This is a genomic window from Sphingobium chungbukense, from assembly GCF_001005725.1.
Taxonomy (GTDB): domain Bacteria; phylum Pseudomonadota; class Alphaproteobacteria; order Sphingomonadales; family Sphingomonadaceae; genus Sphingobium; species Sphingobium chungbukense.
The window spans coordinates 106,828-120,452 of record NZ_LBIC01000012.1 but is presented as its reverse complement, the minus strand read 5'-3'; the positions used below and the strand labels follow the sequence as shown (position 1 = coordinate 120,452).

Genomic DNA, 13,625 nt, shown 5'->3' with positions numbered 1-13,625 from the left:
TCCGCCATTGCGCCATGACGTCCTTCCCCACGGAGTCATGGCAGTAAAGGAAGGGGCGCTGCCTCCCCCGGCAGCGCCCCTTTTCATTTCAGCCGTTTTCAGCGCCTCGCGGGCACCGCCGGGTTTTCCAGCCGGGCGGACGTCACGATCTGCCGGAAGCCAGCCACATCCCGGTCGAAATAGAGAATGGCCGGCGCGTCGAAGGTCATCAGATAGAGCCTGCCGCCGACGATGGCCCCCACCGCTTCGCCATGGCGCAACACATCCTCCATCTGCTTGCGGAAGCTGTAGGAAAAGCGCACGCCCTTCGCGCCCAGGAACGGCACCGGATCGATGCTCGTCATGGAAAAGAGCGTCGTGCCCAGGGCGATGCGGTAGCTGTTCTCCAGCAACGCCGGAATGTCGGTCAGCAACATGGTGGAGGAAAAGCGCGGCAGCGGCTTCGTCTTCTTGCTCACTTCCCGGAACAGGGTACGCCCCGTTTCGATGCTGTAGAAATTGACGCCGTTGAGGTCGTCGCCGTCCAGCGTCCATGTTTCCGAATTGCGGCCGGGGCGCGCCGACAACCGGTTCCACTCGCGCTCCGGCGTGACCGTCAGCGCCGATTTGGCGACGGCAACCGACGTGCCCGCCGGCATCAACGCATTGCCCGCCATCAGCGGCTGGGCCGAAAATGCCACGCCCATCGCGGCCAGAAGGGAAAAAATTCGTTTCGCCATGGGAGATGTCCTATTCGCCGATCATTGCGTTCAGCATGGAAATATCGGCTGCCTGCGGACGCAGCCGGATATAGTTTTTGAGTGCGGCGGCCCCTTCGGCCTGCTGGCGGTCGCGCATCAGGCACAGGCCCAATCCGCGCCAGGCCTCCGCAAGGCCGGAATCAACGGTCAGGGCCGATTTGTAGAAATCCGCCGCCGCCACCAGATCGCGCGGATTGCCCCGCAACCGGTAGAGTTCCGCGCGGGCGAAGAGCAGCGGCGCGCTCCAATGATCCCCCGCCAGCGAGGAAAGCAGATATTCCGTCCCGCCGAAATCGTTGAGCTTCAACTGGTCGGACAGGAAATCCGGCAGCCATTTGGCGAGCGCCGCCGCATAGCCCTCCGTCCCCTCCGGCTTTGCCGCGACATCGGCGGACAGGGTGGAAAGATAGGTCGCGCGCTCCAAATTGGTCGGATGGGTCGAGAAGAAGGCGACCCGGTCATAGCGTTGGCTGCGCTGCTTGCGGCCCAGGGCGGTCGCGTCCGCCTCATCCATCAATCGCTGCCAGATGTGGGAAGCGGCCTGCGCCGAATAGGGCGACTGGATCGCATATTTGAGCGACAGAAGGTCGGCCTGTTTTTCCTGCTCCCGGCTGAACTGGAAGATCGATCCGATCGCGGCCTGCTGGATGGTTGGACCATATTGTCCCAGAAAGGCAGCCCAGGCCGCAATGTCCGTCGCCGAACGCTGGCGGCGGAAACCCGCAAGGCTGTGGCGCAGTTCGAAATGCGCGAATTCATGGCCAAGGACAGCCGCCAGTTCCGCTTCGTTCCGGACCCGCAGCAGCAGCCCGCTCCACACCTGCATCGCCCCATTGGGCGCCATATTGGCGTTGAAGGAAGCGACCCGCACCAGATAGATGCGCACGCCCCGGCAGCGATCCTCGCCCACCGCCCGGCACAGCACGCTGCCCACATAGGCCTGCAATGCCGGATCGTTGATGACGAATTTCGAATCCCTGAGGTCCCGTTCATCCTCGTCGGCCAGCATCCAGAGGCCGCGCTCATCCGTGCCCTGCGGCTGATAGGCCTGCATATAGGGCGGCAGATCGGCAGGCGTCGGGGCAGCGGTCGCCACAACCGGCAGCATCAGCGCCAGGAGCGGGATCGCCCGCAACAATATCCGTCTCACTGGGCTGCGGCGGCAAAGTCGGCTGTGCTGCCGGGGAAATCCTCCAGCAACTGGGCCACGCGGCGGCGCGCGCCTTCTCCGGTGCGGACGTCCCCGCCCATCTGGAGATCGGCGTTCAGCCACAGCAGATCGCCGTTGGAAAGATCGACCAGCCCGGCAAAGCCCTTATGCTGGCCCGACTGGATGCCCACGCCGCCCATGGCGGCAAAGACCTGAAAAATCTTGCGTCCGGTCGACCCGAACTGATCTTCGGTAAAGATGAAAAGGCCATAACGCGCGCCGGATCGGGCGGCGAGCGCGGACACGCCGGGGCCAAGCGTCCAGTCGAACGCCGCATCCTTCCGCTTCTTGGTCGGCAGGCGGTTGCCGGGGAAGAACTGGAATTCGATCACCGACTGCGCAACAATGGCGAACAGCGACTGATATTCCGCCAGGCTTTCGGCCTGCTGCCCCAGGACATCGTCCGGCACGACAATCTCATTGCCCAGCCTCTGCTGCGCCTCCCCCAGCGCCATATCCAGATTGTCGCGCGCCTGCTGCGTCCAGTCGGCATTGGGCTCGAACATGCCCGCGGTCGATTGGCTGCCGACCGTCACCTTCGGCCGGAACAGCAGGATCCTGGTCGAATGGGGATCGAGAACGAAACCCTGCCGGACGGCGGACTTCTCCTGCGCCATGGCCGTGGGCGACAGACAGCCCAGCAGCAGGCACAAGACGGCGTAACCGAACATATAACGCATGAAATGACCCCCGTTTACAGCCGCGTCCCCCGACTCATTGCGGCTATATTCAAGGGCTTAAAACGGCAAATGGCCGACGTACAGATGGTGCGATCCCTGCCACGCAGAGATCGCACCAAAATGGACTGATCAGCCAAGCGCCTTCTTGATCAATTCGTTGACGACCTGAGGATTGGCCTTGCCCTGCATCGCCTTCATCGTCTGGCCGACGAAGAAGCCGAACAGCGCTTCCTTGCCCGCCTTGTACTGCTCGACCTTGTCGCCATTGTCGGCCAGCACCTTGGCCACCGCCGCTTCGATCGCACCAGTGTCGCTGGTCTGCTTGAGGCCCTTTTCCTCGACGATCTTCGGTGCACGCTCACCGGTTTCGAGCATGATCTCGAACACCTGCTTGGCGATGGTGCCGCTGATCGTGCCATCCGCGACCAGGGCCAGCAGTTCCGCGCCCTCCTCAGGCCCCACCGGGCTGTCATCCAGGCTTTTGCCCAGGCGATTGAGTGCGCCGTAAAGCTCCGACAGCAGCCAGTTGGCCGAAGCCTTGGCAACCTCGCCCTCGCTCTTCTTCTGGATGCGCGCGCCCTCGGCCAGCAATGCCTCGAACCAGCGAGCCGTGTCGGCGTCGGCGGTCAGGGTCGCCGCATTATAGGCGGAAAGGCCCAGCGCCTGCTCATAGCGCTGACGCTTGGCGTCCGGCAGTTCGGGCAGCGACTGGCGGCATTCCTCCAGGAACGCATCGTCCAGTTCCAGCGGCAGCAGGTCCGGGTCCGGGAAATAGCGATAGTCATGCGCGTCTTCCTTCGACCGCATGGAACGCGTTTCATTCCTGTCCGGATCGTAAAGCCGGGTTTCCTGCACCACCTTGCCGCCGGCCTCCAGCACGTCGACCTGACGGCTGGCCTCATGCTCGACCACCGCCATGACGAAGCGGACCGAGTTCACATTCTTCGTCTCGGTGCGGGTGCCGAACGGGTCGCCGGGCTTGCGAACCGAAACATTGACGTCGGCACGCATCGAACCCTGATCCATATTGCCGTCGCACGACCCGACATAGCGCAGGATCGTCCGCAGCTTCGACAGATAGGCCCCGGCCTCGGCGGGCGAACGCATGTCGGGCTTCGACACGATCTCCATCAGCGCCACGCCCGAACGGTTCAGGTCGACATAGGATCGCGTCGGATGCTGATCGTGCATCAGCTTGCCCGCATCCTGCTCGACATGGATGCGCTCGATGCCGATCACCTTGGTCGCGGCGTCGGGATTCTTGTCGTCCAGGCTGATCTCGATCGCGCCTTCTCCCACCAACGGGTGATAAAGCTGGCTGATCTGATAGCCCTGCGGCAAGTCCGCGTAGAAATAATTCTTGCGGTCGAAGCGCGACCATTTGTTGATCTGCGCCTCGATCGCCATGCCGGTACGCACCGCCTGACGGATGCACTCGCGGTTCGGCACGGGCAGCATGCCGGGCATGGCGGCGTCGACCAGCGACACCTGCGTATTCGGCTCCGCGCCGAAAGCGGTGGCCGCGCCGGAAAAGAGCTTCGCCTGGCTCGTCACCTGCGCATGGACTTCCAGGCCGATCACGACCTCCCACTCGCCGGTTGCGCCCTGAATGCGATAGGTTGATTCAGTCATATTACCACCACTTGTCCGGCCGAGCCGTGAAGCCCGCGCGTTCTTCAATCGCAAGGCCCGCATTCAGCACGGTCTGCTCGTCCAGCGCCCTGCCGATGATCTGGAGCCCCAGCGGCAGTCCTTGCGCGTCCAGCCCACCCGGCACCGCCATGGCGGGCAAACCGGCCAACGAAGCCGGCACGGTGAAGACGTCGTTCAGATACATGGCGAGCGGATCGGCCTGCTTCTCGCCCAGCGCGAAGGATGCGCTGGGCGCGGTCGGCGTCAGCAGCAGGTCGCACTTCTCGAACGCCAGTTCGAAATCGCGCGCGATCAGCGCCCGCACCTTCTGCGCCTGCGTATAATAGGCGTCGTAGAAGCCCGCCGAGAGCACATAGGTGCCGATCATGATGCGGCGCTTCACCTCCGGCCCGAACCCCAAGGCGCGGGTGGCGGCATACATGTCCTGCAACCCCGCCCCATCAGGCAGGTCGCGCTGCCCATAACGCACGCCGTCATAGCGGGCGAGGTTCGAGGACGCCTCGGCCGGCGCGATGATATAATAGGTCGGCAGCGCGTACTTCGTGTGCGGCAGCGACACTTCCACCACTTCGGCGCCCGCATCCTTCAGCCATTCGATCCCGCGATCCCACATGGCGGAGATTTCCGCGTTCAGGCCGTCAGGGCGATATTCCTTGGGAATGCCGACCTTCTTGCCCTTGAGATCGCTCGACAAATTGGCTTCCCACTGCGGCACGGCCAGATCGAGCGAAGTCGAATCCTTGGGGTCGAAGCCCGCCATCGTCTCCAGCAGGATCGCATTGTCGCGCACCGTCCGCGCCATCGGCCCTGCCTGGTCGAGCGACGAGGCGAAGGCCACGATGCCCCAGCGCGAGCAACGGCCATAGGTCGGCTTGATGCCCGAAATGCCGGTGAAGGCCGCAGGCTGGCGGATCGAGCCCCCCGTATCTGTCCCGGTCGCCGCCGGGCACAGCCGCGCGGAAATCGCCGCCGAAGACCCACCCGATGACCCGCCCGGCGCCAAAGCGGCATTATCGCCGCCGCCCCGCCGCCAGGGCGAGATCACATTGCCGAAATAGCTCGTCTCGTTGGACGATCCCATGGCGAACTGGTCGAGGTTGAGCTTGCCCAGCATCCCCGCGCCAGCATCCCACAGCTTTTTCGAAACCGTGGACTCATAGGTCGGCGTGAAGCCTTCCAGCATGTGGCTGGCGGCAGTCGTCTGCACGCCCTCGGTGCAGAACAGGTCCTTCATGCCGATCGGCACGCCCGAAAGCGGTTTCAGCGCCTCACCCGCGGCCTTCGCCCTGTCGGCTGCATCGGCGGCTTCCAGCGCCTTTTCCGGCGTCTCGACGATGAAGGCGTTCAGCGCCCTGGCGGCAGCGACATTGGCGTTGAACGCCTGCGCCACTTCGCGCGCCGAAAAGTCGCCGACGCGGAAGCCGTCGCGGATTTCCGCGACCGTCAGATTGGTAAGTTCGGTCATTATTCGATCACCTTGGGCACCGCGAAGAAGCCATGCTCGGCCTGCGGCGCATTGGCCAGCACCTTGTCGCGCACATTGCCGTCGGTGACGGCATCCTCGCGCAGGCGCAGATGGTTGGGGATGACGGCGGTCATCGGCTCGACGCCGGTCACGTCCACCTCGCCCAGTTGCTCCACCCAGCCCAGGATGTTGTTGAGTTCGGGCACCATGGCTTCGGCTTCGGCGTCGGTCACCGAAATGCGCGAAAGGCTGGCGATCTTTTTCACGGTCTGAAGGTCTATCGACATGGGCCGCCGCTACCATTGGCGCTCTTATGCTTCAAGTCCTTGCGCGCATGGCGCGCTTGCGCCAGACAGAAACACACCACCATGATGGAGAGCGCCTGTTGGCCCGCAAGTTCCTCTATGTCGTTGCCGGCCTGATCGTGCTGGTGATCGCGGCATTGCTGGCCTATCGCATCTGGGGCATGCAACTGATCCGCATGGTGATGGTGCCGCGGGAGGATTTCGCGCAGATCGCTCCGCTTCCCGCCCAAGCCTATGACGATCCCAAGATGTGGATCGCCCGCCCCGACATCGTGAAGGACAATCCCGCCCTCTGGACGCCGGAGGGCGTGAAGGACGCGCCGTCGGCACAGAAGGCGGCGGTCTTCTTCATCCACCCGACCTCCTACATCACCACGCTGGGCGGCGCGCATTGGAACATGCGCCTCGACGACCGGGACTCGCTCGACACCGCCCGGCGGTTCGTGAAGAGCCAAGCCAGCGCGTTCAACGCCGTCGGCTCGATCTGGGCTCCGCGCTATCGCCAGGCCAATTACGGCGCTTTCCTGACCGACAAGCCCGCCGGAGAGCAGGCGCTCGCCGTCGCCTATCGCGACGTCAGCCAAGCCTTCGCCGCCTTCCTGAAAGCCAATCCCGACGGGCCGCTGATCCTTGCCGGGCACAGTCAGGGGTCTCTCCATCTGCTCAGGCTTCTGCGCGAACAGGTCGCCGGCAAGCCCGTCGCCAACCGCGTCGCCGCCGTCTATGCCGTGGGTTGGCCGATCTCCGTCGAAGCGGACCTTCCTGCCCTGGGCCTGCCCGCCTGCGCGCGGCGCGCCCAGTCGCATTGCATCGTGAGCTGGCAAAGCTATGCCGAACCGGCCGATCCTTCCGCCGTGATCGAGAGCTTCGAGCGCAAACCCAGCTTCACCGGCAAGCCGCACAAGGGCACGCACATGCTCTGCACCAATCCGATCACCGGAGCCTTCAACGGCGCTGCGCCTGCCAGCGCCAATCGCGGCACGCTCGACGCCCGGAACGCCGACATGCCGACCCGGCTCCTTCCCGGCATCGTCCCGGCGCGCTGCGACACCAGCGGCGTGCTGATGATCGGGGAGCCGGTGGACATGGGGCCCTTCACCTTGCCGGGCAATAATTATCACGTCTATGACTATGCGCTGTTCTGGGCCGATGTGCGCGAAGACGCAAAGCAACGGCTCGCCGCCTTTCTGAAGAAGTAGACATGCCCATCCTCACCACCGATCGCGCGGTTTTCCGCGACGCCCTGCCGCATGGTGGCCGCCTGATCGGCCTCGATGTGGGCACCAAGACGATCGGCCTTGCGCTGTGCGATGCGGGCTGGTCGATCGCCAGTCCCGCCCATACCGTGTCGCGCGGCAAGTTCAGCAAGGACAAGGTCGCGCTGGCCGCCTTCATGGAACAGCAGCAGGTGAAGGGCGTGGTCATCGGCCTGCCGCTCAATCTCGACGGCAGCGAAAGCCCGCGCAGCCAGGCCAGCCGCGCCTTTGGACGCAATATCGCGGACCTGGGCCTGCCGATCCTGCTGTGGGACGAGCGCTGGTCGACCCAGGCGGTGACGCGGACATTATTGGAAGCCGATGCCAGCCGCGCCCGCCGGGGCGAACTGGTCGACAAGCTTGCGGCGAGCTATATCCTGCAAGGGGCGATCGACGGCCTGATGGCCGGGTTCTAGAGCATCGTGCGCAAAAGTGGGAACCGGTTTTGCGCTTAAAGCGATGCGACAACAAAAGCTTAGAGCGTGCGGCTCGCGTACGATTTAGCGCAGCGCGCTCTAAAGCATCGTGCGCAAAAGTGGGAACCGGTTTTGCGCTTGAAACGATGCGACAACAAAAGCTTGGAGCGCGCGGCTTGCGTACGATTTCACGCAGCGCACTCTTAGAATATGATCCGAACCAGGCCGATGCGTCGGCGGCTGCCGGGCGCTACATGACATCCCGACCATAGACATCGGGCAGGAACTGCACCCCATCGCCCGAAGCTATCGCGGTCAGATAGGTCAGGTAGACCGGCACCGGCTGGGGCAAGGGTTCATGCTGCTCCGGCTTGTCGCTCTCGGCCTTGAGCGGCCTTCCGAAGAACCAGTGCCCCAGCCGTTGCGCATCCTCCAACCGCACGCAGCCATTGCTGAACTGTCGCGCCGGTTTCGCCAGAAGATCGCGCGAGGGCGTATCGTGCAGGTAGATGCCGAGGTCATTGGGGAACATGAACTTGACCTTCCCCATCGCATTGTCGCCGCCGGGAAGCTGGCGCACGCGCAGTTCCGTCCGGCCGTCGGCCACGGCTCGCCAGTCGATATTCGCCGGGTCGAGCCTTTGCGCATTGGCGCTCCAGTCGGACAGCGCCTCGTAATGCAATTTGGTCAGCGATGCGCCGTTCAGCATCTTCGGCGCCAGCTTGCGCTCGACCAGATCGGACGGTACGTTCCAATAGGGATTGAGCGTCGCATAGCGCACCATGCCCGCCATCATCGGCGTCTGGCTTTCCTTCGCGCCGACCACGACCTTCATCGTGCCGTCCTGCGCGCCCTTGCTGAAATACCAGAGCCGCGCGGAGGCCGCGTCGACCACCACATGCCGCGTATAGGGTCCGGGCAGCAACCGCGCGCGCTCCAGATTGAGCGCGATCAAACGATCATAATAGCCGTCACCACGATTGAGCGCTTCAATGGTGGCCGTTCCCGCAACACCATCGGGCTTCAGGCCATGGTCGCCCTGGAAGGCCTTCACCTTCGCGGCCAGCACCTTGTCATAGGCAGCGCCGCTCTCCAGCCCCAGCCGCCGCCGCAAGGGCGCAGCGCCGGACTTCATGCCGGGACGCAGCCTCACATCGGCCGGTAGCGCAACCTGCGGCAGGCCGCTCCACCTCTCGGCGAACCCCGTCCGCGCTTTGCGCAGCTTCACGTAGAAGGGATTCATCCAGCCGATACCCTTCACATAATCGACAAAGGATGGCACCACTGCCGCGGCCCGCAATATCTCCCGCGGCTCCTCGTCCTTCGGTTCCACCTCCGGATCGAGATAACGCACCTTCAACTTGCGCGAAGGCTTGCGCATGTCGCTCACCAACGCGGCGAAGGCCTTGGAAAAGGCAAGATCCGCACGCGCCAGAAGCTTGGGATCGCCGTTCGCATCGGCGTCGCCCTTCAACCTCTTCAACGCGCGGAGATCATAATCGCCGGGTTTCAGCCCATCCGCATCCGCACTCTCCATAAGGGCGATCAGCGCGTCGCCTTGCGGCCCGATCTTGCCCTTTTCGATCCAGAGCGGCCAATAGCCGCGCGGGCCGTAGAAATCCCTGAGCTTCCCGCCGACCGACGAACGGATTTCAGCGGCCACGCTGGTCCGTGCGGCTTCCGACGTCGCGCTGGATTGTGCGATGACCTGTCCGGGCCAGGGGGCAAGCAACAGCGCCGAAGCCCATATCATCCGATGGAAAGGGGCGCGGCGATGATGCCGCGCCCGAACAGATGCCTTTGTCAGCCGCGTTCTCCACGACGCGAGGGCGGCGGAGGCGGCGGGGGCGGCGGACAGGGCGGACCCTGGATCTCATGATACATGCCGTCGGGCGAATAATAGCCATCGACAATGCCGTCGCCGTTGCGGTCCGCCGCGACGGTGCCGCTGATCGCCCCAGGACCGACCGGCGGCGCAGGTGCGACAGGTTCATCCCTCGTCGACGCGCAGGCGCTCAAGGCAAGCGCCGTACCGCCGAGAAGTGCCAATAACCTGATTTTCATACCCTCTCCCTTGGCGCTACGAGGACCGTGCGCCGGCTAGATTTGGACACTGCGGAGTGCAGCGCAGGTGAAACGAGCGAAGGTGGAATTCGATTCCATTACCGGCCCGAAATGACGACGAACGGTGCTTAAGCAGCGCTTAACCGTGCCGAAGACCGATCAGCCGTCGACCCATTCCGCCGAAGCGATGCCCTGCGCATAGAGGAGCACGGACAGGTCGCCATGCACGATCTCCGCGCCAGCCGCCTCCCTTGTCTTGGGCTTGGCATGATAGGCGACGCCCAGCGCGGCTCCCTGGATCATGGGAATGTCGTTGGCGCCATCGCCCACGGCCAGCGTCAGGGCCCGATCGATCCCTCCCTCGATCGCCGCTTCCAGTTCGGCGCGTTTGCGCGCCGCGTCCACGATCGGCATCGTCACCGTACCCAGCAACGCTCCGTCCGCAATCTCCAGCACATTGGCAACGGCAGCGTCGAAGCCGATTTCTTCGGCGACCGGCCCGGTGAAGCGGGTGAAACCACCTGATACGAGCAGGGTCCTGGCTCCCCGCGCCTTCATCGTGCGCACAAGGGCCTTCGCTCCGCCCATGATCTTCACCCGCTCGGTCCGGCACTGGTCGATGGCTCCGTCCGCCAGTCCCTTGAGCAATGCCACGCGCTCATGCAGCGCGCCCGCAAAATCCAGTTCGCCGCGCATCGCCCGCTCCGTGATTTCCGCGATCTGCGGTTTGATCCCGGCATAGTCGGCCAGTTCATCGATGCACTCGACCGTGATCATGGTGGAATCCATGTCCGCGATCAGCAGTTTCTTCTCGCGCCCCTCGGCCAGTTGGACGATCACGTCGACTTTTTCGCCCACACCTGTCAGGGCGGCCCGCGCCGCGACCGGGTCCTGCCCGAAGAAAATGTCGGCCGCCTTGTCCTCGTCCAGCCACTGGCTGTCGACGGGCGCGCACCCCGCCGTTGCCAGCCGTCCGACGGCCTCGGCAATATTGTCCTGACTCAAGGCCGCACTTGCCACTAAGGTCGCGACGAACATGGATACTCCTGATACTTCGAAGGGCGAATCCCGCCCACGCGTCGCGCTTATTGCCGGGCCTACCGCCAGCGGCAAGAGCGCGCTTGCGGTTCGGCTCGCCCGCGCAGCGAATGGCGTCGTCATCAATGCCGACGCCAGCCAGGTCTATGCCGACCTCCAGGTCCTTTCCGCCCGCCCCTCGCCGGCGGAAATGGCCCGGGCCCCGCACCGCCTCTTCGGCCATATCGACGGCGCGCAAGCCTGCACGGCCGCGCGCTGGGCCGCCGAGGCGCGTCTGGAGGTGGACAGGGCACTTGATGAAGGGCGCCTTCCCATCCTCGTCGGCGGCACGGGCCTCTACCTCAGGACGCTGCTCGACGGCATTGCTCCGGTTCCCGACATCGATGCCGATATCCGCGCATCCATTCGCGCCATGCCGGTGGCGGAGGCGCACACGGCCCTCGCCGCCGAAGACCCGGAAGCCGCTGCCCGCCTTGCCCCGGCCGATACCACCCGCGTCGCCCGTGCGCTGGAGGTGATCCGCTCGACCGGCAAGCCCCTGCGGGCGTGGCAGCAATATAAGAGCGGCGGCATAGGCGACCGCATAACGCTGTCGCCCCTTATCCTCTTGCCTCCCCGCGACTGGCTCATCGCGCGATGCGACCAGCGTTTCGAACAGATGATCGATGGCGGCGCCGTAGCGGAGGTGGAGGCATTGCTCGCGCGGCAACTCGCGGCCGACCTGCCCGTCATGCGCGCGATCGGCGTTCCGGACATCGCGGACTGGCTGCGGGGCGCGATCGATCGCGAAACCATGCTGGAAAGGGGACGGATCGCCACGCGCCAATATGCCAAGCGCCAATATACCTGGTTTTCCCGCCAACCCCCGGCGGCGTGGCCCCGCGAAACACGATCAATAGATGATAAAATTGTGGATGAACTAGTAATAAAATTACAACAATAACTATTGACTTGCCATTTTATGTCCAATAGACGCAGCCGCCTTGCCATCGTGCCTGATCTGGCGCAGATGGCCCACCTGCATCAAGCGGAAGGATCTTATCGTGGCCGAAAAGAGCGGCGCGGACATATTGGTTGAGTGCCTGATCGACCTGGGGGTCGAGGTCGTGTTCGGCTATCCGGGCGGCGCGGTGCTGCCCATTTATGACGCACTCTTCAATCATCCGAAGATCCGCCACGTGCTCGTTCGCCACGAACAGGGCGCGACCCATATGGCGGAGGGTTATGCGCGTTCGACCGGCAAGCCCGGCGTCGTGCTCGTCACCTCCGGCCCCGGCGCGACCAATGCCGTCACCGGCATCACCGACGCGCTGATGGATTCGATCCCGATGGTCGTCATCACCGGCCAGGTTCCGACGCAACTGATCGGCACCGACGCTTTCCAGGAAGCGGACACGGTCGGCATCACGCGCCACTGCACTAAGCATAATTATCTGGTGAAGTCGCCGAACAAGCTGGCCAGCGTCATCCACGAAGCCTTCCATATCGCCACCACCGGCCGCCCCGGCCCGGTCGTCATCGACATTCCCAAGAACGTCCAGATCGCGACGGCGCCTTATGAAAAGCCCGAGACGTTCGAGCATGCCAGCTACCGCCCGCAGACCAAGGCGGACCCGGCCGCGATCGCCAGCGCGGTCGAGATGCTGGCGGCTGCCCGGCGCCCGATCTTCTACACGGGCGGCGGCGTCATCAATTCCGGTCCGGAAGCGTCCACGCTGCTGCGGGAGATCGCGGCGCTGACCGGCGCGCCCGTCACATCGACGCTGATGGGCCTGGGCGCCTATCCCGCTTCCGCGCCGCAATGGGTCGGGATGCTGGGCATGCACGGCACCTATGAAGCCAATTGGGCGATGAACAAGGCGGACCTGATCGTCTGCGTCGGCGCCCGCTTCGACGACCGCGTGACCGGCCGTCTGGATGCCTTCGCGCCCAACGCGAAGAAGATCCACATCGACATCGACCGCAGCTCGATCAACAAGACGGTCGAGGTCGACCTGCCCGTCATCGCCGATGTCGCCAGCGCGCTGACCGACATGATCGCGCTGTGGAAGGATCGTGGCCACAAGGCGGCGGACCTTTCCGAATGGTGGGCCCGGATCGACGGCTGGCGGGCACGCAACTGCCTCGCCTATCCCGACAGCCACGAAGAGATCATGCCGCAGGAGGCGATCGCGCAGCTCTACAAGGCCTCACGGTCGGCAAAGGACGTCATCATCACCACCGAAGTCGGCCAGCACCAGATGTGGGCGGCCCAGCATTTCGGTTTCGACGAACCCAATAAATGGCTGACATCGGGCGGCCTCGGCACCATGGGCTATGGCTTCCCGGCGGCCATCGGCGCGCAGGTCGGCAATCCCGACAGCCTGGTGGTCTGCGTCGCTGGCGACGCCTCGATCCAGATGAACATCCAGGAAATGGGCACGGCCACGCAATATCGCCTGCCGGTCAAGATCTTCATCCTGAACAATGAATATATGGGGATGGTCCGCCAGTGGCAGGAACTGACCTATGAAAGCCGCTATTCCAACAGCTATTCGGACAGCCTGCCCGACTTCGTGAAGCTGGCGGAAGCTTATGGCTGGACCGGCATCCGCATCGAAGGGCCGCAGGAACTGGAAGCGGGCATCCGTCAGATGATCGACACGCCCGGCCCGGTGATCGTGGACTGCCGCGTGGCGAAGCTTTCCAACTGCTTCCCGATGATCCCGTCGGGCGCGGCGCATACCGAAATGCTGCTCGACCCCAGCCAGGTCGAAGGCATCATGTCGGATGAGGCGAAGGCACTGGTGTGAGGATGG

At 64.2% G+C, this 13,625-nt stretch carries 13 protein-coding genes; 4 read left to right on the top strand and 9 right to left on the bottom strand.

Features of this window, described 5'->3' with window-relative positions; genetic code table 11:
* Window positions 1-98 precede the first annotated feature (98 nt).
* From YP76_RS21920 to gatC, 6 genes are all read right to left on the bottom strand, one after another.
* Window positions 99-719, bottom strand: coding sequence for a hypothetical protein (locus tag YP76_RS21920; RefSeq protein ID WP_046765724.1), 621 nt, complete (start codon window positions 717-719; stop codon window positions 99-101).
* A 10-nt stretch (window positions 720-729) separates the two neighbouring features.
* A complete protein-coding gene (locus YP76_RS21915) occupies window positions 730-1,875 on the bottom strand; it encodes a M48 family metalloprotease (protein ID WP_408640459.1) in 1,146 nt (381 codons plus the stop codon).
* Between the two features lie 11 nt (window positions 1,876-1,886).
* On the bottom strand, window positions 1,887-2,630 hold the full coding sequence (locus YP76_RS21910) for a hypothetical protein (RefSeq protein WP_046765723.1): 744 nt from the start codon (window positions 2,628-2,630) through the stop codon (window positions 1,887-1,889).
* A gap of 129 nt (window positions 2,631-2,759) precedes the next feature.
* The gene (gene gatB, locus YP76_RS21905; RefSeq protein ID WP_046765722.1) at window positions 2,760-4,262 is read right to left on the bottom strand and encodes an Asp-tRNA(Asn)/Glu-tRNA(Gln) amidotransferase subunit GatB; all 1,503 of its coding nucleotides are present in this window, start codon (window positions 4,260-4,262) and stop codon (window positions 2,760-2,762) included.
* 1 nt (window position 4,263) lies between these two features.
* Window positions 4,264-5,748, bottom strand: a complete 1,485-nt coding sequence (gatA, locus tag YP76_RS21900; protein ID WP_046765721.1) for an Asp-tRNA(Asn)/Glu-tRNA(Gln) amidotransferase subunit GatA — start codon at window positions 5,746-5,748, stop codon at window positions 4,264-4,266.
* Entirely contained in the window at window positions 5,748-6,035 is a 288-nt protein-coding gene (gene gatC, locus YP76_RS21895) for an Asp-tRNA(Asn)/Glu-tRNA(Gln) amidotransferase subunit GatC (protein ID WP_046765720.1), read from the bottom strand. Before gatC ends, gatA begins: the two co-directional genes overlap by 1 nt.
* A gap of 98 nt (window positions 6,036-6,133) precedes the next feature.
* Here gatC and YP76_RS21890 point away from each other — a divergent pair, with 98 nt between their 5' ends.
* Together YP76_RS21890 and ruvX are read left to right on the top strand one after the other, a co-directional pair.
* Window positions 6,134-7,252, top strand: a complete 1,119-nt coding sequence (locus YP76_RS21890; RefSeq protein ID WP_046765719.1) for a DUF3089 domain-containing protein — start codon at window positions 6,134-6,136, stop codon at window positions 7,250-7,252.
* 2 nt (window positions 7,253-7,254) lie between these two features.
* Window positions 7,255-7,725, top strand: a complete 471-nt coding sequence (gene ruvX / locus YP76_RS21885) for a Holliday junction resolvase RuvX (RefSeq protein ID WP_046765718.1) — start codon at window positions 7,255-7,257, stop codon at window positions 7,723-7,725.
* Between the two features lie 250 nt (window positions 7,726-7,975).
* Here the strand turns inward: ruvX and YP76_RS21880 are convergent, their stop codons facing one another.
* The 3 genes from YP76_RS21880 to serB form a co-directional block, all read right to left on the bottom strand.
* On the bottom strand, window positions 7,976-9,478 hold the full coding sequence (locus tag YP76_RS21880; protein WP_046765717.1) for a L,D-transpeptidase scaffold domain-containing protein: 1,503 nt from the start codon (window positions 9,476-9,478) through the stop codon (window positions 7,976-7,978).
* 50 nt (window positions 9,479-9,528) lie between these two features.
* Window positions 9,529-9,789: a hypothetical protein gene (locus YP76_RS21875; RefSeq protein WP_046765716.1), complete on the bottom strand. Its 261-nt coding sequence runs from the start codon at window positions 9,787-9,789 to the stop codon at window positions 9,529-9,531.
* Window positions 9,790-9,948: 159 nt separating this feature from the next.
* Window positions 9,949-10,827: a phosphoserine phosphatase SerB gene (gene serB, locus YP76_RS21870; protein ID WP_046765715.1), complete on the bottom strand. Its 879-nt coding sequence runs from the start codon at window positions 10,825-10,827 to the stop codon at window positions 9,949-9,951.
* Here serB and miaA point away from each other — a divergent pair.
* Both miaA and YP76_RS21860 read left to right on the top strand, forming a co-directional pair.
* Window positions 10,826-11,770 carry a tRNA (adenosine(37)-N6)-dimethylallyltransferase MiaA gene (gene miaA, locus YP76_RS21865; protein WP_046765714.1) on the top strand — a complete coding sequence of 315 codons (945 nt, stop codon included), beginning with the start codon at window positions 10,826-10,828 and terminating at the stop codon, window positions 11,768-11,770. The genes serB and miaA overlap by 2 nt on opposite strands.
* Before the next feature lie 100 nt (window positions 11,771-11,870).
* Window positions 11,871-13,619: an acetolactate synthase 3 large subunit gene (locus tag YP76_RS21860; RefSeq protein ID WP_046765713.1), complete on the top strand. Its 1,749-nt coding sequence runs from the start codon at window positions 11,871-11,873 to the stop codon at window positions 13,617-13,619.
* Window positions 13,620-13,625: the final 6 nt, after the last annotated feature.

Bases quoted from the DNA above. Each gene is read 5' to 3' on its own strand.
- ruvX (WP_046765718.1), top strand. From the start codon at position 7,255: ATGCCCATCCTCACCACCGATCGCGCGGTTTTCCGCGACGCCCTGCCG.
- YP76_RS21920 (WP_046765724.1), bottom strand. From the start codon at position 719: ATGGCGAAACGAATTTTTTCCCTTCTGGCCGCGATGGGCGTGGCATTT.
- YP76_RS21880 (WP_046765717.1), bottom strand. From the start codon at position 9,478: ATGATATGGGCTTCGGCGCTGTTGCTTGCCCCCTGGCCCGGACAGGTC.
- YP76_RS21875 (WP_046765716.1), bottom strand. From the start codon at position 9,789: ATGAAAATCAGGTTATTGGCACTTCTCGGCGGTACGGCGCTTGCCTTG.
- gatC (WP_046765720.1), bottom strand. From the start codon at position 6,035: ATGTCGATAGACCTTCAGACCGTGAAAAAGATCGCCAGCCTTTCGCGC.
- miaA (WP_046765714.1), top strand. From the start codon at position 10,826: ATGGATACTCCTGATACTTCGAAGGGCGAATCCCGCCCACGCGTCGCG.
- YP76_RS21910 (WP_046765723.1), bottom strand. From the start codon at position 2,630: ATGCGTTATATGTTCGGTTACGCCGTCTTGTGCCTGCTGCTGGGCTGT.
- gatA (WP_046765721.1), bottom strand. From the start codon at position 5,748: ATGACCGAACTTACCAATCTGACGGTCGCGGAAATCCGCGACGGCTTC.
- gatB (WP_046765722.1), bottom strand. From the start codon at position 4,262: ATGACTGAATCAACCTATCGCATTCAGGGCGCAACCGGCGAGTGGGAG.
- serB (WP_046765715.1), bottom strand. From the start codon at position 10,827: ATGTTCGTCGCGACCTTAGTGGCAAGTGCGGCCTTGAGTCAGGACAAT.